Origin of the sequence: Glutamicibacter sp. FBE19 (assembly GCF_015524875.1) — a bacterium.
Classification (GTDB): Bacteria; Actinomycetota; Actinomycetes; order Actinomycetales; family Micrococcaceae; genus Glutamicibacter; species Glutamicibacter halophytocola.
In genome coordinates this window covers 271,364-295,211 of sequence record NZ_JACKQN010000003.1, presented here as the reverse complement: position 1 = coordinate 295,211, position 23,848 = coordinate 271,364, and the positions used below count along the sequence as shown (strand labels likewise).

Below are 23,848 nucleotides of genomic sequence, written 5' to 3'. Positions count from 1 at the left end.
AATCCTGCAGACCGTATTCGAAACTGTATTCGAATGCGTGGTGCTTTTGGGTCTAACCCCGTATTTTTCGAGACATCTGGCGTTATTTGGCGACTTGCGCACGTGGGTTAGCGATTCTATTAGCCATGGATTCGTGCAAACAACCATAATGGAACTTGTACTTTGGCAAGTCTCTGAGTTGATTGCCTGCGTCCTATCCACTGAAAGGTACTCCCCTGTGAAACGCGCGCTTTTTGAAGAGGACCACGAACAGTTCCGTGAGCTGGCTACGGAGTTCAACACCCGTGAAGTCTCTGGCAAATACGCCCAGTGGGAGAAGGACCACCAGATTCCTCGCGAGGTATGGCAATCAGCCGGCGAGAATGGCTTGCTGGGCTTGGCGGTTCCCGAGGAATTCGGCGGCATGGGCATTGATGACTACCGCTTCCGCGTGGTCATGGACGAGGAGTTTGTGCGTGCTGGCCACCTGGCTGTCGCGTTGGCCTTCCACTTGCACGACGATCTCGTGCTTCCATACCTGCTGGCCTACGGCTCTGCGGAGCTCAAGGCCAAGTGGCTGCCTCGCATGGTTGATGGCTCCACAATTACTTCCTGCGCCTTCACGGAGCCAGGGGCTGGGTCGGATCTGCGCGCGGTGCGCACCAAGGCGGTGCCAGATGGCGAAGATTGGCTGCTGAGCGGCCAGAAGACTTTCATCGGCAACGGAGCCTTCGGCGATGCCGCCCTGGTCCTTGCCCGCACCGACGGCCAGAGCAGTCGCGCGTCCGAGGATTCCTTCTCCCTGTTCATGGTGGAGCGCTCTGAGGGCTACACCAATGGCAATCCATTGGACAAGATGGGTCTGCGCGCTTCGGATACTGCCGAGTTGTTCTTTGATGAGGTCCGGGTATCTGATGCTGACCGCATTGGCGAGATCGGCCAGGGGCTTCGCTACGTCAAGGAGCAGTTGCCACAGGCTCGCCTGGCTATCGCCGTGGCAGCAGCCGCCATCTGCACTGCGTCCTTCGAGCAGGCCCTGGAGCATGCGAAGAACCGCTCGACCTTTGGACAGGCGTTGACCCAGTACCAGAACACCAGGTTCGAATTGGCTAATCTGAAAACTGAGTCCCATGTCACTCAGGCTTTTGTTGATCAAGCAGTACTGGCGTTCAACGACGGCGAATTGGACGCGCATGAAGCGGCCGAAGTGAAGCTTTGGGCTAGTGAGAGCGCAAAAAAGCTATCCGATAAGGCCCTGCAGATCCATGGTGGCTACGGCTACATCATGGAGTACCCCATTGCCCAGTCATTCACCGCGGCCCGCCTGCTGACCATTTTTGGTGGCACAAGCGAGATCATGCGTGAAACTATTGGACGAGCACTTTAAGCACTTTTGAAAGGACCTGGTCACGTGCCTATCCGGCAGATCACAGTTTACGGAGAACCTGTTCTACATCGTCGCGCGGTGGAAGTCACCGAGTTCGACGACGAACTTCGCCAGCTCGTTGCAGATATGCATGTGACCATGGACGAAGCACACGGCGTGGGACTGGCCGCTCCGCAGATTGGCATCGGTCTACGCCTTTTCACCTACGTCTATGCCGACCAGGACTCCGCTCCTGAACGCGGCGTGATCATCAACCCCAAGCTGACCCTCTCCAAGGTTTCACAGGCGCCAGCTGACGTTGATGACGAGTCCGAAGGCTGCCTGTCCGTACCCGGGCTGAACTACCCGCTCAAGCGTGCCGAATACGCCAAGGTGGAGGGCTTTGATGAATTTGGCCAGCCGATCGCTTTTGAAGCCCACGACTGGTTCGCCCGCATCATGCAGCACGAATACGACCACCTTGATGGCTTTCTGTATGTAGACAAGCTGCAGCCGCGCTGGGATAAGCGTTGGAAGAAAGCCAAGAAGGCGCTGGGCTGGGGCGTACCAGGGAACACCTGGCTGCCCGGGACCGATGAGGATCCTTTCGGCCATTAGCCTTCCTGCTGCCTATGCAGTAGTCCTGAAGTCGATATACCGCTGATGTAGCGCCGCACCGAGAGCATCGGTCGGCGCTATATTTGCATTCCATAGGCCACGGGCCCTGCCTTGTTCAAGCCAGAAGGCGTTGAACATTCCATTCTTCCCTGGCGTGATCTGCTTCTGCATCGATTCATCGGCCACCAGGCTGCGATCGGCCCAGGAGAGATAGTACTCGTCAAAGGGTCCGAGCAAGCGAGTGGGAAGTTGCGGGGCGCCTGATGATTCGCAAGCTTGATGGGCTGCTGAGCCCTGGACCACGAAAAAGTCCTCGCCGCGCTCGTTCTTTCCCACGCTGACCAGTTCCCGACCCAGTTCTGCGGCCGCCGCGCGAATGGTTGTCAGCGTTTGCCCGGCATACCAGGCGGCATCACGCAAGGTCGCAGGAGCATGGGAACCCAGGTAGCGCAACAGCAATTCCTGCATCGGGCTATCGGGAACATGATGCTTGCTGATCCATTGCTCTGCGAGCACGAAGTCCTGGGCTGCCAGCTTGGCGCCTTCTGGAATCGGGCCGAGGCAAATCAAGCCGTGCAGCACCAATGCGAGCAGCAAGTGCGTGCCACGCTGATTGCGCGTGCCGATTCCTTGTTGCTCCAGCTGCTCAAAAATCGCGGTCCTGCTGGCCGCTCCGGCTTCCGCCAGATAGGAGTGGATGATCCGGGCTGCTTGTTCAATGGCCGCAGGATCAATCTGCAATTCTCGATGCCTGGCAGCAGCTGAGCGCAAGGTGCGTTCCTTGGCCAGTTGCACCAGCCATTGCGCGTCTTGGGGCAAGCAGCAATGCAGGGTTCCACGCATGGTCCATGAGCGCACGAGCAGGCCGTCATTAAAAAGCTGGTCGACCTGTGCCCTGCTTGGCATCGGATCAGCGCGCTGGGCCAGTGCATAGCGGCCAGCAATAAAGTCTTGCGACTGGGCAGCCATCAGGTGCCCGGCGGCTTCCAGGGTGGATCTGGCAGGCGCGGATAACAATTGGCTGGCCATCCGGGCCGATAAGAGCCTTTCGCGTTCCATCTGCCTGCCTTCCGCCATGGTCCCTGGTACAGAGCGTAACAGCCAGGAGCTCTTCGCAGTGCCGGCGGAATCTTGCCGCGAGGAAGCCATAGCCGGTTAAAAGACCTCGGGACCATGCACCTGCGCACTGTGCGCGGGCATGGTCCCGAGGTTATGGCGATACGGCCTTAGGCGGTGACTGCTTCAGCCTTCAGGGCTGGAACTGCTACCGGATGGGTGCCGGCGATCGTTTCGATCACGCGGACCACCTGGCAGGAGTAGCCGAACTCGTTGTCGTACCAAACGTAGACGACAGCGTTCTTGCCCGAGACGATGGTAGCCAGGCCGTCGACGATGCCGGCACGGCGCGAGCCGACGAAGTCGGTGGAAACCACCTCGGGAGAGTCGATGTAGTCGATCTGCTTGTGCAGGTTCGAGGTCAGCGAAGTCTCGCGAAGGTAGGCGTTCAGCTCTTCCTTGGTGGTTTCGCTCTCCAGGTTCAGGTTCAAGATGGCCATGGAGACATCCGGGGTTGGTACGCGGATGGCGTTGCCGGTCAACTTGCCTTCGAACTCTGGCAGGGCCTTGGCCACGGCCTTGGCAGCACCGGTTTCGGTGATCACCATGTTCAGCGCAGCGGCGCGGCCGCGGCGTTCGCCCTTGTGGAAGTTGTCGATCAGGTTCTGGTCGTTGGTGAACGAGTGAACGGTCTCGACGTGTCCGTGGCTCACGCCGAACTTGTCGTTCAGCGCCTTGAGCACTGGGGTGATCGCGTTGGTGGTGCACGAGGCAGCGGTAACGATCTTGTCCTCGGCGGTGATCCAGGAATCGTTGATGCCGTGAACGATGTTCTTCAAGTCGCCCTTGCCCGGTGCGGTCAGCAGAACGCGGGCAACGCCCTTGGCCTGCAGGTGCTGGGACAGGCCGGCTTCATCGCGCCAGCGGCCGGTGTTGTCGACGACGATGGCATTGTCGATGCCGTGCGCGGTGTAGTCGACGGTGGTCGGGTCATTCGAGTAGATGACCTTGATCAGGGTGCCGTTGGCAAGGATGGTGTTGTTCTCCTCATCGACGGTGATCGAGCCTTCGAAGCGGCCGTGGACCGAGTCGCGGCGCAGCAGCGAAGCGCGCTTGACGATGTCATCGTCCGAGCCCTTGCGGACCACGATGGCGCGAAGGCGCAGGCCGTAGCCGCCGCGTTCGATGAGGATGCGGGCGAGCAGGCGGCCAATGCGGCCAAAGCCGTAGAGGACGACGTCCTTTGGTTCTGCATCAGTAGCACCCGACTGGCCAACTTTGTCGCCAAGTTCGTTGCTCAGGAATGCGTTCAGGTCAACAGAGCCGGATTCCTTGAACTTCTTGTTCAAACGGCCAAGGTCAACGGATACCGATCCAACATTCAGCGTCTCGATCTCGTCGAGGATTGCTTTGGTTGCCTTCAGGCTTAGCTCTTCGCCATCAATGCGGCGTACTACGCGGTGCGCCTTGATGATGTCGATGGCGGACTGGTTGATCAGCTTGCGGCCATATACGGAGGGCACCACATTGTTCTTGCGGTACAGGCGTCCGATCAGTGGAATCATGGCCTCGGCGAGCTCTTCGCGCCCGCTCCATTCTTGCTGGGCAACGACAGACTGCTGGGTCACAGAAAATCCTTCCAATTCAGCCGACTCGCAGATCCATAAAGTCGGTTGGCACCGTGGGAAGCACCATTGCTTTTGCGGTGGTACGAGGTCTACAGGATCATCCTCGCAAGTACTAAGTACGCCTTCCATTCTAAACGGCGCAGAAAAATTCAGGGCACGAGTCACTGTGAAACTTCTCACCAGAAAGGCTGGAGGGGATGAATGGGATGGCCGATACGCCGGGTTTTGTCGCGCCGAAGCGGGACGGTCATCTATCTACGACTGCCGTTGCCGGCAGCCTCTAGCGGTCCACCCGACTGCATGGGACGAACAGCCCTCATAACGCAGTCTGTCTGACCTTGCTCCGAGTGGGGTTTACCGAGCCATTCCGGTCACCCGGAACGCTGGTGGTCTCTTACACCACCGTTTCACCCTTACCAGGAAGCCTGGCGGTCTATTTTCTGTGGCACTAGCCTGCGGGTTGCCCCGAGTGGGCGTTACCCACCACCCTGTTCTGTGGAGCCCGGACGTTCCTCGGGGCAATAACTTGCCACGCGACCGTCTAGCCATCCCATTCGTTAACCATTCTAGCCCCGGCAGTTCGCCCCAGCTAACAGCAGCTGCGAGCCCTTCGACACAGGCGAAGCCAAATGCCGCCTGGCCAAAGGGTCAGGTCGTGCCCTTATTCATCAACCGGGAATCCTCGCTGTCCTCGGATAAGCTGGAAGGCGTGCTTATTTTGTTGCCACCTTCAGAAGGTAAAACCGCTCATGCTGAAGGTTCCCCGTTCGACCTTGCCGACCTCTCGTTTCCTGAACTGAGCGATGATCGCCATCAAGTGCTCGGAGCCTTGGCAGAGGTCTCTGGCCGGGCGGATGCCATGGACGTCTTGGGTGTTGGCGCTTCCTTGGCGAACGAAGTCGCCCGCAATATCAATTTGCACATAGAACCAGCCGCTAAGGCCCACGACATTTATTCCGGCGTGCTCTTTGAAGCGCTGGGCTATTCGACGCTCAGCCCTGAAGCTCAACGGCGCGCTGATCAGAGCATCGTCGTGATTTCCGCGCTATGGGGTGCGGTGCGCTTTGCCGACCGCATTCCCCCATATCGGCTGTCCATGTCCGTGAAATTGGAGCCCCTGGGCAAGCTCGCCAGCTGGTGGAAAAAGCGGCTCGCCGCGATTCTGGATGAAGCCGCTGCAGACCAGCTGGTCATTGATGCCCGCTCCAGCACTTATGCCGCAGCCTACAAGCCAAGTAACGGAAACAGCGTTGCGATCAATGTTTTCCAGTTGCGCAACGGCGTGCCGAAAGTCGTTTCCCATTTTGCCAAGCACACCCGCGGCGAAGTTGCCCGGTTCCTGGTTCAGCAAGAGACCGAGCCGGCGACTGCCGATGAGCTGGTCCAGCTGATCAGATCCAGGTGGGAGGCGTCCCTCGTTGAGGACAAGAAGGGACGAGCGCTGAACATCTTGCTGCCCGAGGACCACCAATTCACCACCGCCAAATAGCCCAGCAGACTCTGGCCGTTTCCGGGAGATTCCGCTAGGCCTTCTAGTTTTCCCCTGGGGCCGGTGCTGCGACTAGTTCCACTTCGAAGCCGGCTTGATCCTCTAAATAGGCCGCGTAGTGATCGGGGCCGCCGGCATGCGGATGCTTATCCGCAAACATCATGGTGAATCCATGGTTCAGGGCATCAGATGCAACGGTTTCAACCAGTTGTGCGCTCGGCAGGCTAAAAGCCAAGTGGTTCAACCCCGGCAAGCGCCGATCATGAAGTTCATGCAGGACATCCGGCCCTGATTCCAAAACGATGTAATGGCTGCCGTGCTGATAGCTTATGCCGTTGTCCCATTGTGATTGGATGCGATAGCCAAGTCGCGTCAGCAGCCAGCCCAGCGATGCCGTACTAGTTGCTAAATCGTCGACCCAGATTTCCAAATGATGCAGCATGTCCCTGCCCAACCAAGTAGTCCGTCTAGTGGCTAATGATGCCACGGCATTAGTGCTGCGACCGATACAACCAATCGATCGCTATCGCCGGGCAGTCAACCAGGGGTTGATCTGCCGATGCCTTGGCGTCTAGCACGCAATGCCGGTCAGTCAAACCAGGCTAATCGTTCTCATGCTTTGAACGATGCGAGTATTCGAAGTCTTCCGCCTGTGATTCACTGTCAAAAATGGTACTTACCGCTCCGCATTCCGGGCAGAAGCCCTGAAATCCTCCCATAGCAGCACGCCCAAAATCGGATCCTGCCTCGTTCAATTTTCCCCCATAGAAAGTCAATCGTAGGCTTCCAGCTAATCACAAGGTTTCGACGGTTTACGCATCAATATTCAAATCGTTGCAGAAAGGTTATAGAAGCTATGACTTTCAAGTAATGAACTGGGATCCCTTAACCGCGAACCCATCGAGCGCAAAGAAACCCTCCCGGAAGTGAATCCAGGAGGGTATCCAGAAGCATTGCTCGCGGCGATCTCAAGCCGTTGCTCATGAGGAGCAGCCAGAGAATCAAGTTGTCCGCTTTTATGCCCAGCTATGGAGTCAGGACAAAGTCCCATGGATCGCTATTGACCTGTGAAATTTCAATCTCCACCGCATGCCCCAGATCATTGAGCACGTTCCCCAGGGCGCGGGCTCCCGCCGAGAGCCACACCCACTCGGAGGCAAAGTGCGATACATCGATGAGGTACGGGAACCCGCCATTGGCTGCTTCGCGTGCTTCGCTCGCCGGGTGGTGGCGCAAATCTGCGGTGACGTATACGTCGGCCTGGTGTGAACGCACTGCGTCAAAGAGCGAATCGCCGGCGCCGCCGCAGAGCGCGACTTTTCGAATAATCCCGGTACGGTCTCCGGCAACACGCACACCCCCGGCCACAGCCGGCAGCACCGTGTAAACACGTTCCGCGAAATCCTCGAGCTTCATCGGCTTCTCCAAGAAGCCCACGCGGCCCAAGCCTTCTTCAGGCAGGCCGTCCTTCGAATCGACCAGCGGCACGCAATCCTTAAGCCCAAAGGCATCGGCCAGCGCGTCGTTTACTCCCCCGATGGCGCTATCTGCATTTGTGTGTGCCGTCAGCAATGCGGTCCCGGTTTCGATGAGCCGATGTATAGCTTCGCCCTTGAAGCTCGTGCCAGCCACCTGGGTCACACCACGCAGGAGCAGCGGGTGGTGAGTAATCAGCAGATCGGCCCCACGCTCGATCGCATCTTCAATCACTTCCAGCGTTGGGTCCACCGCCATGACGACCTTCGAGACCGGCTGGCCGGTACGTCCGGTTACCAGTCCTACGGCGTCCCAGTCCTCGGCCAGGGAATGTGGCCAAAGCTCTTCCACTGCTTCAAGGACATTACCCAAAGTAGTTGGCGCCGAGGGAGTGGATTCCTCAGACTGCATCACATCTTCATCGGTAACGGGCTTAAGCGCAGCAGCGTCCGGGTTTTGATTCTTCTTCCCCGGTTCTTGCGAGTTATTTGCCTTGCTCTGCATATCAACAACCCTACGCGTTGCCAACAGGGTTGGAACAGAATGCAACGCCGCATCGTTATGAACTATGTGAGTATTCTCAGCCTTCAATCACCCCATCATTTCAGCCCATCACTGCAGCTCGAAGACACCAAGCTGACGACCTTCGTCCTGGCCGGCGGTTGCTTCTGGTGCCTGGATGCGGTTTACCAGCGCACGCGCGGCGTTCATGCTGTCATCTCCGGATACATCGGCGGGCACACCAGCAATCCGGACTATCGACAGGTCTGCTCCGGCACCACCGGCCACGCCGAGGGCGTTGCCGTCATCTTTGATCCACAGATCGTGCCCGCTGAAGTCATCTTGGACATGTTCTTCACCGTTCACGACCCAACTACGCTCAATCGCCAGGGCTACGACGTGGGCACCCAATATCGTTCGGCGATGTTCCCGCTCGATGATCAGCAGCGCAAGCAATTCATTGCGGCGAAGGACAAGTTTGCGTCCTTTTACACTAATCCGATCGTCACTACCATAGAAGAGTCCAAAGATTTCTACCCGGCAGAGCAAATACACCAGGATTATTACTCTGCGAACCAAGATGTCGGATATTGCCGCGTGATTATTGACCCGAAACTCGCAAAGGTCAGGAAATATTACGCTCAATGGCTAAATGAAGCCTAGCTTGACGAATCGACTACTAGGGTTGGATATGAACCTCCAAGGTGTCCGCGCTATTGAGCCGGCATCTGCAAGTAACTCGCCGCCAGCAATCGCGGCCGCAATGAGTCACGTAAGGACTGCATAGAAGATGGGCAAAATCTACAACAACGTCACCGAAGTTATCGGCCGCACCCCGCTGGTGAAGCTGAACCGACTTGATGAGGGCCTGGCCGGCAACATCGCCGTGAAGCTGGAATTCTACAACCCAGCCAATTCCGTCAAGGACCGCATCGGTGTGGCCATCGTTGACGCCGCCGAGAAGTCCGGTGCACTGAAGCCAGGCGGCACCATCGTTGAAGGCACTTCCGGCAACACCGGTATCGCCCTTGCCATGGTCGGCGCCGCCCGTGGCTACAAGGTCATCCTGACCATGCCAGAGACCATGTCCACCGAGCGCCGAGTCATGCTGCGTGCCTTCGGCGCAGAGATCGTGCTCACCCCGGGTGCCGACGGCATGCGCGGTGCAGTGGAGAAGGCCAAGGAAATCGTTGCAACTTCTGACAACGCCGTTTGGGCACAGCAGTTCGCCAACACCGCCAACCCGCAGATCCACTCGGACACCACCGGCCCAGAAATCTGGGACGATACCGAAGGCAAGATCGACGTCCTCGTCGCAGGCATCGGTACCGGTGGCACCATCACCGGTGCTGGACGCTTCCTGAAGGAAAAGAACCCGGATTTGAAGATTGTTGCTGTGGAGCCCAAGGATTCCCCAATCCTCAACGGCGGCAAGCCAGGCCCGCACAAGATCCAGGGCCTGGGTGCGAACTTCATCCCAGAGGTCCTGGACACCGAACTGTACGACGAAGTTCTTGATGCCAGCATCGAGGACTCGGTTGCCACCGCCCGCGCGCTGGGCGTCAAGGAAGGCATCCTCGGCGGCATCTCCGCTGGTGCGGCCGTGTGGGGCGCACTGCAGATTGCTGCTCGCGAAGAATACGCAGGCAAGCAGATTGTTGCGATCATTCCCGACTTCGGTGAGCGCTACATTTCCACCCTGCTGTTTGATGACATCCGCGGCTAAATAAGTTTCGGCAAACTAGAATAAATCGGCGCGAGCCACCGTTGGGTCTAATGAGAGACCTAAATCGGTGCGGCTCGTGCCGATTTGCTGTGTGACGTCTTCGGATTCCTGCGCAGCGAACCGCAACCCCTAAGGTAGTTTCCATGAGTTTTTTCTCCCGGCTGCGTGAAGACCTGGCCACAGCTCGACAGCATGATCCTGCGGCGCGCAGTGATACCGAAAACTTTTTCGTGTATTCAGGGTTGCACGCCATCTGGATGCATCGGCTGGCCCACAAGATGTGGCAAAACCCGTCCCTGAGGTGGCCGGCGCGCTTGCTGTCCCAGGCGACCCGTGCGCTCACCGGAATCGAGATCCACCCAGGTGCCACCATTGGCCGCCGCTTCTTCATCGACCACGGCATGGGCATCGTCATCGGCGAGACCGCTGAAATTGGCGAGGATGTCATGATTTACCACGGCGTCACCCTCGGCGGCCGATCCCTGGCCAAGGTCAAGCGCCACCCGACCATTGGCGACCGCGTTGTCATCGGCGCTGGCGCCAAGGTGCTCGGCCCCATCGTGATTGGAGCCGATTCTGCAATCGGCGCCAATGCCGTAGTGGTCAAGGATGCGCCAGAAGGCTCGATCGTCACCGGAATCCCTGCGCGGAATCGCCCGCGCACTCCCGAGGAGCGCAAGCCCGCGGTTGACCCGGCAGAGTACATCGATCCAGCGATGTGGATCTAGCCCCACAGCAGGCAAACAAGTAATGGCCGATGTCCGCACCTAATGGTGCGGACATCGGCCATTGCTTTGCCAGCGCTACTCGCCTAGCTGATGAGCTTTGTTCTGGCTGCCATCAGCCAGTTCAACGATTTCATCTTCGTCGCTTTGCGGCTGTGCCCCGAGCTTGCCCTTGGTCAGTTTCTGCATGATCATCGCAACGGCGCCATCACCGGTCACGTTGGTTGCGGTGCCGAAGCTATCGAGGGCAATGTAGGCGGCGAACATCAGGCCGACTTCCACTTCGCCGAAGCCGAGCATCTGCCCCAGCAGGCCCGCGGCGGCGGCAATCGCGCCGCCAGGAACGCCAGGGGCGGCAATCATCATGACGCCGAGCATCAAGATGAACGGGAAGTAGGCTCCGAAGTTGACGTCGCCGCCGGTGAGCAGGAGAACCGCGATGGAGAAGCAGGTAATCTTCACCATCGAACCCGAAAGGTGGATGGTGGCGCACAGTGGAATGACGAACCCGGCTACGGCATCGGATACGCCGTTCTTTTTCGCCGAGGCCAGCGTGACCGGAATGGTCGCTGCCGACGACGAGGTGCCCAGAGCGGTGAAGTAGGCATCGCGCATGCCCCACAATGCTGCCAGTGGGTTGCGCTTGTTCATCGCGCCGGCAATCGAGTACTGGATCAGCAGTACGACGAGCGTCAGAGCAAAAGACACCACTGCGACGAGCAAGAACTTCGAGACGACGGTGATCGCGCTGCCGCTGGCTGAAAGGTCCAGGAAGATGCCGAAAATGAACAATGGCAGAGCTGGAACAACGACGCGGCGAATCACCATTTCGATGATGGTGCGGAATTCAACCACGCCACGGAAGAGCACCTTCGAGCGGAAGGCGGTCATGCCCAGGCCAAGGATGAAAGCCAAGACCAGTGCGGTCATGACATCCAAGGCAGGTGGCAAGACGATTTCGGTCGCCGAGTCCCCCGCGCTCGTGGCAACGGAGACAAAGGGCTCGAAACCTGAGCCCGATCCCTCGCCGATGGCTTCGAGCCCGCCGCCGGACAGAGACTGGGTAAATAGCCAACGGCTCACGAAATAGGCAAGGAGTCCGGCGCACAGCGTGGATCCATAGGCGATCGCCGCAGTGATGCCAAGCCACTTCCCCGCCCCTTTGCCGAGTTCAGCGATGGCCGGCGCAACGAGGCCGAAAATGATCAGCGGAACCACGAAGCTCAGGAAACCCGAGAAAATCGAATTGTAGGTCAGGAACAAGCTTCCCAGCCATACCGGCATTACCGGGCCCAGCAGGATGCCCAGGACGATGGCGACAAGCACCCAGCCAAGCAAGGGAATAGATTTCAGCAGCTTCATGAAGGTCCTTTTGATGGTTCGGGATCATGCGTCAGGTCGAGATGCCACTAATGTGTCGTAGCACACGCCTCGATAATGATAATGCGGCGAAGAGCAACCCGGAAATCTTGTGAATCACTAGGGAATTCCAAGGGTACCGCCTATTTTCGAAGATTCGCCACAAGATCTTTGCAATTCATTCGCAATGTTCGAACTTCATGCTCATTGCGTGTGCGCCGCAGAACAAATGAAGCAAAGGATCCACCCGGTTGCCGGCGCAGAATTAAGGAAAAATCCAAAATCTGCACAAGGCTTCGATCCTCGCACCCTGACGGCGAGCGCAAACAGCGGGAGGCCAAGCATCTTCCCGAGCGGCAGCGGCCATCAAGGTGTCGGTGAAGCCGGGTATCCGCCGGGCTTGCCAGTTAGTAAAGTTGGCGTTATGAACCTGCATCCTGCCGACGCCCATGACATGATCCGAGTCCGTCAAGCGAGGGAAAATAACCTCAAAGGCATCGACGTTGATATTCCCAAGCGCCGGATTACCGCATTTACCGGTGTTTCGGGATCCGGAAAGTCCTCGCTGGTCTTCGGGACGATTGCCGCCGAGTCGCAGCGGCTGATCAACGAAACGTACACTTCCTTCATCCAGAACTTCATGCCGTCGATGCCGCGCCCCGATGTCGAGGTCCTGGAAAACTTGTCGGCGGCCATTGTGGTGGACCAGGAGCGAATGGGTTCTAATTCTCGCTCCACGGTAGGTACCGCGACCGATGCCTATTCGCTCTTGCGCGTGTTGTTCTCGCGCTACTCGTCACCGAGCGCCGGCGGAGCGGGAGCCTATTCGTTCAACCTTGGCCAAGGCGCCTGCCCGGTGTGCGAGGGGTTCGGCACGGAAGCCAGCATTGATCTGGATGAGCTCCTTGATTGGGATAAGACCCTGAATGAAGGGGCTATCAAGGCTCCGAACTTCACCCCGGGCGCTTGGCTGTGGCAAACCCTGACCGCGGGCACGCAAGTCGATCTTGATGTGAAGCTCAAGGACCTGTCCAAGCAGATGCTCGATCGGTTGCTCTATGCCGAGGACGGCAAGGTCAAGCTAAACGGGGCGAACATGAGCTATTCCGGGCTGATCACGCGCATCAAGTCCAACTACATTCTTTCCGGCCGTGAAATCAAGCAGGCTCATATCCGAGAGTGGATCGATCGCATTTCCACAACCGCACCGTGCGTTGCCTGCAATGGCTCCCGGCTGGGCGAAAAGGCCCGTGCTTCAAAAATCAACGGCTTGGGCATTGCCGACATGGCGGCCATGCAGGTTTCGGAGTTAGCCGGTGAACTGGCGAGGATCCAGATTGCCGATGCTGCTCCGCTCCTCACGAATCTGGGCGCGGTCTTGAGTTCGATGGTCGATCTTGGGCTGGGCTATCTTTCACTGGATCGGCCTGCAGGCACGTTATCCGGCGGCGAGGCCCAACGCGTCAAGATGATCCGGCACCTTGGCAGTGCGCTGTCGGATGTTACCTATGTCTTTGACGAACCTACCGTGGGATTGCACCCCCATGACATCCAGCGAATGAACGTCCTCTTGGCCAACTTGCGGAACAAGGGAAATACCGTCCTCGTCGTTGAACACAAGCCTGAGGTCATCAGGATTGCCGACCATGTCGTGGACCTGGGTCCTGGTGCGGGTACGCATGGTGGCACCTTGTGCTATAGCGGTGACGTGCCCGGCCTACTGGCTAGTGAATCACTGACCGGCCAGCACTTCTCCACGCGGGTTCCGCTCAACTCCCAACCCCGTACCTCGACTGGCGCCATGGAAATCCGGGGCGCTTCGACACATAACCTCAAGAATGTGGATGTTGACGTCCCCACCGGTGTGCTGTGCGCCGTGACCGGAGTCGCCGGCTCAGGCAAGTCCACGTTGATCCACTCCACAATTTCCAAGCGTGAAGACGTAGCGGTCGTGGATCAGAGCGCCATTCGTGGTTCTCGGCGTTCCAACCCGGCAACCTATACCGGGATCATGGATCCTATTCGCGCGGCTTTTGCCAAAGCCAACTCGGTCAAGCCGGCATTATTCAGCGCAAATTCCGAAGGGGCCTGCCCGAATTGCAAGGGTGTCGGCTTCACCTATACCGATCTGGTATCCATGGCTGGAGTGGCCCTGCCCTGCGAGGTGTGCGAAGGCACCCGTTTTACCGCTGAGGTCTTGAACTACACTCTGGATGGCCTCAACATCAGCGAGGTTCTGGATCTGAGCATGGAGCAGGCGCTGGAACAGCTGAAGATCCCCAAGGCCAAGCCGATGCTGACCAGGCTGAACCAAGTTGGCCTTGGCTATCTCAAGCTTGGACAGCGGTTGAATACGCTCTCTGGTGGCGAGCGCCAACGGATCAAGCTGGCAATCAACCTGGGCAAGGGATCTGGCACCTATGTGCTCGATGAACCAACCACCGGTCTTCATATGGCCGATGTCCAGAATTTGCTGGGCTTGCTCGATGAAATGGTCGACGAAGGCAACACAGTCATCGTCATCGAGCATCACCTCGCCGTTGTTGCCCATGCCGACTGGGTCATCGACCTTGGCCCTGGCGCGGGCCATGAAGGCGGGCAGATCGTTTTTGAAGGCACCGCCGAAGCACTGGCCGCATCCGGCACGCTCACCGGAATCCACTTGAAGCAGTATGCGGACGGCGCCAAATGAGCTGCACGCTGAGGAAACCGGCGCTCGAGGATGCCGTGGAGCTTGCTTCCCTGCATGTTGCGTGCTGGAAACAGGCCTATAGCGGATTGTTGCCGGAAGGCTTTTTCGATGCCGACCATCTTCAACAACGAATCGGCATGTGGCGAAGGATTCTCGGCGATCCGAATCCCGGCTTCCATCTTGCCCTGGCCTGCAACGAGGACGGTGAGCTGATTGGCTTTTCCTTTGCTGCAGCGTGCTCGCAAGACGCTGTCGACGTTCCCGAAGGTATCGAGCGTCAACTCTACAATCTGTATCTGCTCAATGATCATCACGGGTCCGGCGCGGGCCAACAATTGATCGATGCCGTACTCGGCGATCAGCCCGCCATGCTGTGGGTGGCGGAGCAAAACCCCAGGGCCATCGCTTTCTACAAGCGCAATGGTTTCGAGTTTGATGGCCAGGCGGTTCAGGATCCGACGGCCCCGCTGATCACCGACGTGCGCATGGTGCGCCTGCCCGAGCTGGCCTGAACCAGAAGCCACGGCTGCCAGGACATGGGTTAACGAGGCGCGGGGCCAACCAGATGCTTCTGGCTGGCCCCGCGTTTCGCTGATATTTGGCGCTCGATCTGCTAGATGCGAACCAGCATCTTGCCGGTGTTGGCGCCGCCCATCATGTCCAGGAAAGCCTGAACGGTGTTTTCAATGCCGTCGACAATGGTTTCGTCGTATGCGATCTTGCCTTCAGCGAACCACTGACCCATCAGCGCGGAGAATTCTTCGCCGTAGTTCAAGTAGCTCGACAAGGTGAAGCCCTGCAGCTTCAGGCCGCGAGTGATCAGGTTGGCCATGTTCTCTGGGCCTGGGGTTGGTTCGGTGGTGTTGTAGCTGGCGATGGCACCGCACAGGGCCGCGCGGCCGCCATCGTTGAAGGCTGCCAGTGCTGCTTCGAGGTGGTCGCCGCCCACGTTGTCGAAGAAAACGTCAATTCCTTCAGGAGCGGCTGCCGCCAGCTGCCCACGAACGTCGCCGTCCTTGTAGTTGAAGGCCGCGTCGTAGCCGTACTTGCTGGTCAGCAGCTCGACCTTTTCAGCGCTGCCCGCGGAACCGATGACGCGCTTGGCTCCCATGAGCTTTGCGATCTGGCCGGCTGCGGTGCCCACAGCACCGGCTGCACCGGAGATGAATACGGTTTCGCCTTCAACAAGTCCTGCGATGGCTTTCAGGCCGACGTAGGCGGTCAAACCGGTCATGCCCAGAATATGCAGGCGCAGCGAGCTGGGCACGCCTGGCAGGTCGGGGATTTCCTTGAAGCTGGCTGCTGGAGCTTGGACCAGATCCGACCAGCCGAGCTGGTGAAGAACCAGGGTGCCCACTGGAAGGGAGCTGTCTTCCGAAGCGATGACCCGTCCTACCGCGCCGCCGGAGATCTGTTCGCCGATCTGGAATGGCTTCACGTAGGAGCGGGTGTCGTTCATGCGTCCACGCATGTATGGATCAACGGAAATGAATTCATTGCGCACCCGGACTTCTCCGGCCTTCAGCTCTGCGAGTTCGACATGCTCAACGGTGAAGTTTTCATTGGTTGGCCATCCGGTAGGGCGGCTTGCGAGATGGATCTGGGTGCTGGTGGTTTCGCTCATGGTGATGAGTACCTTTCCGTAATCGAATTTTTTCGGGTTTGAAAACTTAGAGTGCCAGGCCGGCGACTAGTGCGATGACAGCGAGCAGCGGGAATACGCCTTGCTTGATTGCTGCCGAAGCCTTTGACGGGCTGGAGATGATCAAAACCAAGGCTGCAAGCAGCATTGAGCCGGTTCCCGTGAAGACCAGAGTGGAGCCGATAGCCGGCTGCCCTGCGATGTGGAAGATGATGCCGGCGAATGTGGCGATCGCGAGGAACAGGTTGTAGAAGCCCTGGTTGAACGCCATCTCCTTGGTCGCTTCGGCCTCGGCCTCGGTGGAACCAAATGTGGCGCGAACCTTGGCGGTGGTCCACCACAAGGATTCCATGAAGAAAATGTACACGTGGATCAAAGCGGCCACGGCGGCCAGCACGAGTGCGGTGATAATCATGAGGCAGAGCTCCTGGAAGTCTGAGAGGAACAAGCATTCTGTAACGTCCATTTCAATATATACTGTAATGGTCGTTTCCGAAAGTAGAGAGGTGTGTGATGGCAAGAACACTAGCGTTCGACAGTTCCTCCGTCGTCAAGAATGCGCGATCGGTGTTTTGGGCCAAGGGATTCGAAGCAGCTTCCATCCCGGAACTCGAAGCAGCCACGGGCCTGAGCCGCTCGAGCATCTACAACACCTTTGGCTCAAAACGAGGCCTCTTTGACGCTGCGGTCCAAAGCTATCTGGACGAAATCGTCCGTCCGCGCCTGCAGCCGCTGACCGCCGACCATGTCGAGTCCAATGCACTCATCGAATACCTGGACGGGCTCAATTCCGTTTTCAGCCAACCAGATGCGCTGCCAACAAGCAATGGATGCTTGCTGATTAATACGGCCAATTCCCCGCTGTCAACCGACTCGCATGTATCCAAGGTCATCCAGGCTTATCGCGAAGAACTGGAAGCCGCATTTAACCGTGGCGTTCATGCGAGCCGGAGCGGTCTCGATCCAATCGTCCAACAGCGCCTCGCCTCAACGGTCACTGGCCTCGTCATTGCAGCCTTTGCGCTTGTTCGCATTGCCCCGGCACAGGCCCGCACATTGCTGCAAGACGCCAAGACCCTCGTCACCTGCGAACGATAGACCCGGCGCTTTGCCATTAACGGCACTGAACCCCGCTGCCCCAGCTCATGATTGGGCCAACGGGGTTCAGCTTCCATGCCAACCCTGCAAGTTATGGTTTTTACTGGCCGCCAGGACCGCCACCCTGGCCACCCATGCCGCCGCCCATTCCGGACTCGAATTCTCCAGCGGTCGCAGTTGCCACCTTCGTCGCATCCCTGATGCTGCCGGTCCCCAGACCCGCGTCGACATCGGCCGTTCCTCCGGTGTAGATGCTGTAGGTGTCCCCGTCTACGATCTCAGAGCTGGAATACACCACGTTGGCTGTTGCCTTTGAAGCCACAAAGCTGGCAACCACGCTGCCACTGGAATCTACAATGTGAATGGCGACGCCTGCATCAACGGTCGTTCCCAAGGAAGCCTGGACACCGGACTGCTTTGAGGTCTCGCCTAGGCCTTCTGCCATGCCATCGCTACCCGCGGCAAACAGCACACCCCCGTCGACCGAGATATCGCCAGTCGAGTCCAGTGCCCCGTTACCGCCATTGGTTGGGCCATTGACTACAGTAGTGCCACCGGTAATTGAGATGTCACCATTAGAATCCAGCCCGTCGCCTTCGGCAGAGATGGTGACTTTGCCGCCAGAAATATTCAGGTGGGCGTCCTGTGCGGCATCCATTGCCCCGCCACCACCCTGAGCAGCATTCTCGGAGCTGCCGGCAGTTGCGTTGACGCCGTCGTCACTGGCAGTCACGTTCACCGTTGCGCCGGTCAGATTGATAGTTGGCGCTTCCAGCCCCTCATTTGATTTGGCGACCGTGGCAGCTCCCCCGCTGAGCGTCAAAATCTGCTCGGCCTTGATGCCGTCGTCACCGGCCGAAACGTTCAGCTGGCCGCCATACTGATGGAGCCAGCCCCGGTCAGCATCTGTGTCATTCGTTGATTTGATGCCATCCCCAGTGGCGGTAATATCGACGTGTCCGCCAAGCAGCGCGACGTAGTCCTTGCCCTTGATTCCATCATCTGCCGACGTAACTGTCAGTTGGCCCGAAGCGAGCACCAGCCCGTCTTTGCTCACAATGCCGTCTTGGTAATTTCCCTTGACATCCAAGGAACCCTGACCAGCAATAGTCAGGTCCGCCATCGAGTAGATCGCTGCATTCGCAGCATCCTCGGCGGTATCTGCATAGGTACTGGCATCCGATACGGAGTTGCTCGTGCCATCTTCAAGGTAAAGGAGCGTCTCATTGGACTCATCAACCTGGATTGCCGAACCGGTCGAGCTGCTGATCGAGGCATTGTCCAGAATAATTCGGACCACGTCTTCCTTGCCTGCCGCAACCACCACCTTGCCGTCGCTGAGCGAACCAGATAGCCGGTAGGTGCCCGCAGCGCTAATGGTGACGGTATCCCCGTCCACGGAGACACCGTCTGAGCCGGTCCCCGAGGCCTTCGTGCTTCCATCGGCGAGGTCTACTGTCGTTTCCGTATCGGCATCCCACTGCAGATCGTCCTCGTCAAAGTGGGTGTCTTCCGAAACGTCCGTTGCCGAAACCGAAGAATCACCACTCGCCGAGCTAGTGCTTTCGGCGACTGTGGCTGCGCTACTGGCACTGCTGGTTGCATTGATGACGTCTGAGACCGTGGTTCCGCTGCCGCTACTCGCACAGCCGGTCATTGCCAGTGCAAGCGATAAAGCGGCCACTGAACTTAGTGCCTTGGCTTTAAATGAGCGTTTCATGAGCATTCTTTCTTAATTCAAAAAAGGATTGGCAGTAATTTATTACTGTTCGATGAAGGGTATATGACTATCTTTCAATACCTGTCTGTGGCGATTCTGTATTCACCAAATGCCCCGCTTGTGAATTTTGAATTGGCACCTCCCGCTGACGTCGCTGTCGAAACAAAAACCGCTTTTGGATTGAGAAGCTCGCCAGGAACAAGACAATCTCCGTGACAATCTTTGCGAACAGCAGAGGGATTCCAGCAGTTGAGAGCAGTGTCAGCAACTCATAATTCAATGCCAGCAGCACCAGTGCCAGCAGCGCGTACCGAGCCACAGTTGACCGCATCGGCAACGAACGGCCTTCGGCGAACACCAATTGTCGATTGATCCAATAGTTCACCGCTGCGCTTCCGAGTCGCGCCAAGACCACTGCCGGCAACAAGTTATTGAATATCGCCGTGAACACCATTAGCAGAAGAGTATCCACCACGAACCCTGCCAGCGAAGATGCAGAGAACTTCAGCAGTGGCGCATAAATCCGTATCGAATCCCTGATGGGCCTGAAGTGTGAACTCTCATTGTCGTTGAGGTAGATGGTCTGTATCTTGACCGATTCAAGAGCGATATTCTTCCTGCGCGCTTCAAGGAGCATGTTCAATTCGTATTCATAGCGCTCGCCGTCCACGCTTCCCAGCCATTCAAGTACTTCTGCTGGGAATCCACGCAGTCCAGTTTGGGTGTCGTTGAGCCACGTACCGGTGGATAGCGCGAAGAACAATGTGGTGACCTTGTTCCCCAATCGGCTGCGCAGGGGTATTTTCCCGGAGAATTCACGTTCGCCAAGAACGATGCCCTTTTTGCTGCCCACCTGCCTTGCCACAGCGTAAATATCCTCGGCAGCATGCTGGCCGTCGCAGTCAGCCGTCACAACATCATGCCCAGGGAAGTTTTCGGCGATGAAGCTGAAACCGGTCTTTAGCGCGGCCCCTTTTCCCATGTTGACCGGATGCTGGATGAGGACCGCTCCTTGGCGCTGGGCGTAGGTGAAAATTTCCTCCGATTCTGCTCCGCTGCCATCGTCAACAAGGACCAGGATCGTTTCGTTGCTCTGCAGTTTTAGCGACTCAATGAGCTGGTTGAGCTTTTCGTCGGGTTCATATGCTGGGATCAGGAGAATCATTGCATCTCCCCCTGCCCCGCGATAAAGAGAATGTCAGAGGTGCCTCGCTCTTGATTACGGCCCAGAGGATTGTTAACCAGTTGCCCGTTGAAGAACATGGTCGAAGATCCGCCGCCGTCAATGTTGTAAGCAGTTTCGCACCCCAGATCCAGCATGATTTGGGCCAGTTCCGGCATCGTCACCCCGACGCTATAGCCTTCCGAACGACCATCGACAACGACGAAAACGAAATGCTTCTCATCAATGATGCCAACGGCAGTTCGTGGTTGTTGACCCTGGATCGAGTGGTTGCCGAAGTTGGTATCAACCTCGACCTGGTCAATGCCGTCAACTTGTTTCGAGTTCTTGACGACAGCAGGGCCGAAAGACAGAGTTTGCCAGACGCCCTCGGAGACCAGCGTGTCTGCGTTGGTAGTGGTTTCGTCGTAAACCTTGGCGCTGCCATCCTTGTAGAACGCCAGTCCTTCACGGGCGCCTTTATCTCTGTAGGCCACGCCGTTGCGAATGACAATGCCCGTGTCCCGGAATCCGTAGTAGTCGCCGTTGATGGCAAATACTGCTGAGTTGTTCTCTGCGATGGCGCTGGTGGTCTCAGTGATGTTCTCGCCAAAGCTGTCCTTGGCAAAGGCAGAAGCCAGCACGGTTCCTTGTTGAAGCTTGAGGTCGGCTGCAAAGTAGGTCACTTGATTACTGCCACTGCCCTTGACGGTTTTGGTGATATTGATCTTGGCAAGATTCGAGGTGTAGCTGGTATCAGTGACACTTGCCGCAGTCTCGGAAGCGGTCGTCGCAGATGTTGCGGCTGCACTGGTGACACCGGTTTGCTCAACATGCTCGATAACAAATCGATCCAGCGCCCATCCTGCACCGCCACCTGCTGAGGCGAGTACCGCCAGCGACCCGATGAGTACCGTTCGGCGTGATGGCTTTTTACTCTTGGCCGCTTTTTCGTGGGCTAATTGCTGGGTTCGCGTATTTTGTGATTGAGGAGAATTCGTCATGGAAAAATTTATATAGACGCTACCTGTCAGCAGTTATCGATATACATAGGTGTTTTCCATGAACGGGAATTCAAGCAAGATTTTGTTGGATGTTTCCGGGGGAAAACTTTCCTTTGTGACGCTGATCCTATTAAGAAAAACCGGCCCCCTTTCTAAGTAATTCCTTAGAAAGAAGGCCGGTTTAGGCTGTGAAAACTCTAGTGAGTATCCTCTGCAGCAATCTCGGAACGGTCACCGCTCCACAGAGTGTGGAAGGTGCCTTCCTTGTCAGTGCGGCGGTAGGTGTGCGCACCGAAGAAGTCACGCAGACCCTGGGTCAATGCTGCTGGCAGGCGGTCGCGACGCAGGCCATCGTAGTAAGCCAGCGACGAGGAGAAGACTGGCGCCGGAATGCCAAGCTGAACTGCCACGGAGACTACACGGCGCCATGCAGGAACTGCCTTGGCGATTGCCTCTGCAAAGGCAGGAGCGAACAGAAGGTTGACTGGCTTTTCGTCCGCCGAGTAAGCAGCAGTGATGTCCTTGAGCAGGGCCGCGCGGATGATGCAGCCTTCACGCCACAAGCCAGCGATCTCGTCCAGCTTCAGCTCCCAGTTGTATTCACCGGCAGCTGAGGTGAGCATGTCGAGGCCCTGTGCGTAGGAAACCAGCTTCGATGCGAACAGTGCCTGGCGCACGTCTTCGACGAAGTTCTCTGGCAGGGTGACCTCGGTGGTGTCCGCGGCGAGCACCTTCTGGCCCACAGCGCGGATGTCACGCTGGGAGGACAGCGAGCGAGCGAATACCGATTCGGCGATGGCCGAAACCGGCGAGCCCATGTCCAGGCCGGACTGCACGGTCCAGCGTCCGGTGCCCTTCTGGCCCGCGGAGTCCTGGATTACGTCGATCAGCGGCTTGCCGGTGGCAGCGTCGGTGTGGCCCAGAACCTCAGCGGTGATTTCAATCAGGAAGCTGGAAAGCTCCCCCTTGTTCCACTCGCTGAAGATTTCGGCCTGTGCGGCTGGCTCGATGCCTGCAGCGCTGCGCAGCAGGTCGTAGGCCTCGCCGATAACCTGCATGTCGGCGTATTCAATGCCGTTGTGGACCATCTTCACGAAGTGGCCCGCACCGTCGGTGGAAATCCATGCGCAGCAAGGGGCACCGTCGTCGGCCTTGGCGGAAATCTTTTCCAGCATCGGGCCCAGCGCCTTGTAGGACTCGGCCGAGCCACCTGGCATGATCGATGGGCCCAGCAGTGCGCCCTCTTCGCCACCGGAAACGCCAACGCCAACGAAGTGGAGGCCCTTTTCGTTCAGGGCTGCTTCACGGCGACGGGTGTCGGTGTAGTGCGAGTTGCCTGCGTCAATGACGATGTCACCTTCATCAAGCAGCGGAACCAGCTGGTCGATGACGGAATCCACCGGACCGCCAGCCTTGACCATAATCAGAACGCGGCGCGGGGTTTCAAGATTCGCGACCAGCTCTTCGAGGCTTTCGGTGCGGATGAAGTCGCCTTCATCGCCATGCGCCTCAAGCAGTGCGTCGGTCTTTCCGACCGAGCGGTTGTGCAGGGCGACAGTGTATCCGTTGCGGGCGAAGTTGCGGGCGAGGTTTGCGCCCATCACGGCCAGACCTGTGACACCAATCTGTGCAGGCATAAAAATAAGTCTCCATCAATTACGGGGAGGTGTGCCGTTAACAGAGACCATAAACCATGGCCCCTGAATCACGACCACGTGACCTTCCCATCCTACTAGGCACAGCACCCTGTTTCCCAGAGGACTACCAAAGTTAAAACATATTTATTCTGGGTATTCGGTGGGCGCAACCCTATTTGTCCCTAGCCGTTAGCTAAACTATCCCTATGGCAACTAGTCTGCACGCTCATGTGGTTGAGCATCTCGGCTCCCGCATCGTCAGCGGACAAATCCCGCGCGGCTCGATTATTCTTGCCGCGGATCTTGAGCAGAAGCTCCAGGTCTCCCGTTCGGTGATTCGCGAAGCGGTTCGCGTGCTCGCGCAGTGCGGCCTGGTGACCAGCACCAAGCGCGTGGGCATTCGGGTTCTGGGGGCGGAAAGCTGGAACCCCTACGACGATCACGTCATTCGCTGGCGCCTGGCCGGCGATCAAAAAGGGACGCAGCTGCGCTCCCTGACCGAGCTTCGCATTTCCGTCGAGCCCATGGCCGCTGAACTGGCCGCCGAGGTCGCACCGGAAGCCATGCGCAAGGAGCTGATGATGATCTCCGCTCAAATGAATCACTATGGACGCCAAGGCGACCTTCGCCGATTCCTGGAACTGGACATTCGCTTCCATGCCCTGGTGCTTGCCGCTTCAGGCAACGAGATGTTCGCGAATCTCTCCACGCCCATTGGCGCGATCCTGCGCGGTCGAACCGAACTTGGCCTGATGCCGGAGCGCCCGCACGAAGAGGCGCTGCTCTGGCACCAATCGGTAGCCGATGCCATCTCCAACTCCGATTCGGCCGGTGCCCGCAAGAACATGGAAAGCATCATGCGCCGCACCCACAACGAGATTTGCAGCCTCTGGGAAGGCCAGCCGCGCCTGTTTGTCGACCCAGCCAAGGATGCTCGCTAGATCAGCGCACTGATTCTCGCTTTCAGGAC

Annotated in this window: 21 protein-coding genes and 1 other RNA gene; 10 read left to right on the top strand and 12 right to left on the bottom strand. The window is 57.9% G+C overall.

The annotated features are described in order from the left end of the window. The first annotated feature begins 217 nt into the window (after positions 1–217). Together H6F58_RS07325 and def are read left to right on the top strand one after the other, a co-directional pair. Positions 218–1,366 (top strand): acyl-CoA dehydrogenase family protein, encoded by a 1,149-nt coding sequence (locus H6F58_RS07325; RefSeq protein WP_195181490.1) that lies wholly within the window; start codon positions 218–220, stop codon positions 1,364–1,366. Between the two features lie 24 nt (positions 1,367–1,390). Further along, the gene (gene def, locus H6F58_RS07320; protein ID WP_060701538.1) at positions 1,391–1,963 is read left to right on the top strand and encodes a peptide deformylase; all 573 of its coding nucleotides are present in this window, start codon (positions 1,391–1,393) and stop codon (positions 1,961–1,963) included. 12 nt (positions 1,964–1,975) lie between these two features. On the opposite strand, the gene H6F58_RS07315 is transcribed toward def, so the two are convergent. From H6F58_RS07315 to rnpB, 3 genes are all read right to left on the bottom strand, one after another. After that, positions 1,976–3,022 (bottom strand): winged helix DNA-binding domain-containing protein, encoded by a 1,047-nt coding sequence (locus tag H6F58_RS07315; protein WP_195181489.1) that lies wholly within the window; start codon positions 3,020–3,022, stop codon positions 1,976–1,978. Positions 3,023–3,189: 167 nt separating this feature from the next. After that, positions 3,190–4,647, bottom strand: coding sequence for a glyceraldehyde-3-phosphate dehydrogenase (locus H6F58_RS07310; protein ID WP_075972451.1), 1,458 nt, complete (start codon positions 4,645–4,647; stop codon positions 3,190–3,192). Positions 4,648–4,845: 198 nt separating this feature from the next. Continuing rightward, positions 4,846–5,200, bottom strand: an RNA gene (rnpB, locus tag H6F58_RS07305) — RNase P RNA component class A. Between the two features lie 102 nt (positions 5,201–5,302). Here rnpB and H6F58_RS07300 point away from each other — a divergent pair. After that, positions 5,303–6,136, top strand: coding sequence for a peroxide stress protein YaaA (locus H6F58_RS07300; protein ID WP_195181488.1), 834 nt, complete (start codon positions 5,303–5,305; stop codon positions 6,134–6,136). Positions 6,137–6,179: 43 nt separating this feature from the next. Here the strand turns inward: H6F58_RS07300 and H6F58_RS07295 are convergent, their stop codons facing one another. Together H6F58_RS07295 and H6F58_RS07290 are read right to left on the bottom strand one after the other, a co-directional pair. Beyond that, positions 6,180–6,578 (bottom strand): VOC family protein, encoded by a 399-nt coding sequence (locus H6F58_RS07295; protein ID WP_146275076.1) that lies wholly within the window; start codon positions 6,576–6,578, stop codon positions 6,180–6,182. 584 nt (positions 6,579–7,162) lie between these two features. Then, positions 7,163–8,023 (bottom strand): Nif3-like dinuclear metal center hexameric protein, encoded by an 861-nt coding sequence (locus H6F58_RS07290; protein WP_244652450.1) that lies wholly within the window; start codon positions 8,021–8,023, stop codon positions 7,163–7,165. Positions 8,024–8,248: 225 nt separating this feature from the next. Between H6F58_RS07290 and msrA the strand changes: the two genes are divergently transcribed. The 3 genes from msrA (at position 8,249) to epsC (ending at position 10,567) form a co-directional block, all read left to right on the top strand. Further along, the gene (gene msrA, locus H6F58_RS07285; protein ID WP_146278139.1) at positions 8,249–8,776 is read left to right on the top strand and encodes a peptide-methionine (S)-S-oxide reductase MsrA; all 528 of its coding nucleotides are present in this window, start codon (positions 8,249–8,251) and stop codon (positions 8,774–8,776) included. A gap of 127 nt (positions 8,777–8,903) precedes the next feature. After that, entirely contained in the window at positions 8,904–9,839 is a 936-nt protein-coding gene (cysK, locus tag H6F58_RS07280) for a cysteine synthase A (RefSeq protein WP_060701535.1), read from the top strand. 143 nt (positions 9,840–9,982) lie between these two features. Next, complete coding sequence (gene epsC, locus H6F58_RS07275) at positions 9,983–10,567, top strand: serine O-acetyltransferase EpsC (RefSeq protein ID WP_060701534.1); 585 nt, start codon at positions 9,983–9,985, stop codon at positions 10,565–10,567. A gap of 75 nt (positions 10,568–10,642) precedes the next feature. Here epsC and H6F58_RS07270 read toward each other — a convergent pair whose 3' ends face one another. Next, positions 10,643–11,926, bottom strand: coding sequence for a dicarboxylate/amino acid:cation symporter (locus H6F58_RS07270; RefSeq protein ID WP_146275074.1), 1,284 nt, complete (start codon positions 11,924–11,926; stop codon positions 10,643–10,645). A 421-nt stretch (positions 11,927–12,347) separates the two neighbouring features. Between H6F58_RS07270 and H6F58_RS07265 the strand changes: the two genes are divergently transcribed. After that, complete coding sequence (locus tag H6F58_RS07265) at positions 12,348–14,615, top strand: excinuclease ABC subunit UvrA (protein ID WP_195181487.1); 2,268 nt, start codon at positions 12,348–12,350, stop codon at positions 14,613–14,615. Further along, positions 14,612–15,127 (top strand): GNAT family N-acetyltransferase, encoded by a 516-nt coding sequence (locus H6F58_RS07260; protein WP_195181486.1) that lies wholly within the window; start codon positions 14,612–14,614, stop codon positions 15,125–15,127. The genes H6F58_RS07265 and H6F58_RS07260 overlap by 4 nt, the downstream gene beginning before the upstream one ends. 101 nt (positions 15,128–15,228) lie before the next feature. Here H6F58_RS07260 and H6F58_RS07255 read toward each other — a convergent pair whose 3' ends face one another. Both H6F58_RS07255 and H6F58_RS07250 read right to left on the bottom strand, forming a co-directional pair. Beyond that, positions 15,229–16,239 (bottom strand): NADP-dependent oxidoreductase, encoded by a 1,011-nt coding sequence (locus H6F58_RS07255; RefSeq protein ID WP_146275072.1) that lies wholly within the window; start codon positions 16,237–16,239, stop codon positions 15,229–15,231. 46 nt (positions 16,240–16,285) lie between these two features. Next, entirely contained in the window at positions 16,286–16,672 is a 387-nt protein-coding gene (locus H6F58_RS07250; protein ID WP_060703376.1) for a DUF1304 domain-containing protein, read from the bottom strand. A gap of 98 nt (positions 16,673–16,770) precedes the next feature. Here H6F58_RS07250 and H6F58_RS07245 point away from each other — a divergent pair, with 98 nt between their 5' ends. Further along, the gene (locus H6F58_RS07245; RefSeq protein WP_146275071.1) at positions 16,771–17,355 is read left to right on the top strand and encodes a TetR/AcrR family transcriptional regulator; all 585 of its coding nucleotides are present in this window, start codon (positions 16,771–16,773) and stop codon (positions 17,353–17,355) included. Between the two features lie 100 nt (positions 17,356–17,455). Here the strand turns inward: H6F58_RS07245 and H6F58_RS07240 are convergent, their stop codons facing one another. The 4 genes from H6F58_RS07240 to gndA all read right to left on the bottom strand — a co-directional run bounded on the left by H6F58_RS07240 (position 17,456) and on the right by gndA (position 22,878). Then, positions 17,456–19,039: a carbohydrate-binding domain-containing protein gene (locus tag H6F58_RS07240; RefSeq protein WP_348536382.1), complete on the bottom strand. Its 1,584-nt coding sequence runs from the start codon at positions 19,037–19,039 to the stop codon at positions 17,456–17,458. Positions 19,040–19,142: 103 nt separating this feature from the next. Next, positions 19,143–20,240, bottom strand: a complete 1,098-nt coding sequence (locus H6F58_RS07235; protein WP_146275069.1) for a bifunctional glycosyltransferase family 2/GtrA family protein — start codon at positions 20,238–20,240, stop codon at positions 19,143–19,145. Continuing rightward, positions 20,237–21,241: a phosphodiester glycosidase family protein gene (locus tag H6F58_RS07230; RefSeq protein WP_146275068.1), complete on the bottom strand. Its 1,005-nt coding sequence runs from the start codon at positions 21,239–21,241 to the stop codon at positions 20,237–20,239. Before H6F58_RS07230 ends, H6F58_RS07235 begins: the two co-directional genes overlap by 4 nt. A gap of 197 nt (positions 21,242–21,438) precedes the next feature. Next, entirely contained in the window at positions 21,439–22,878 is a 1,440-nt protein-coding gene (gene gndA / locus H6F58_RS07225) for an NADP-dependent phosphogluconate dehydrogenase (protein ID WP_060701527.1), read from the bottom strand. Between the two features lie 206 nt (positions 22,879–23,084). Between gndA and H6F58_RS07220 the strand changes: the two genes are divergently transcribed. Continuing rightward, the gene (locus H6F58_RS07220) at positions 23,085–23,819 is read left to right on the top strand and encodes an FCD domain-containing protein (RefSeq protein WP_060701526.1); all 735 of its coding nucleotides are present in this window, start codon (positions 23,085–23,087) and stop codon (positions 23,817–23,819) included. Positions 23,820–23,848 lie beyond the last annotated feature (29 nt).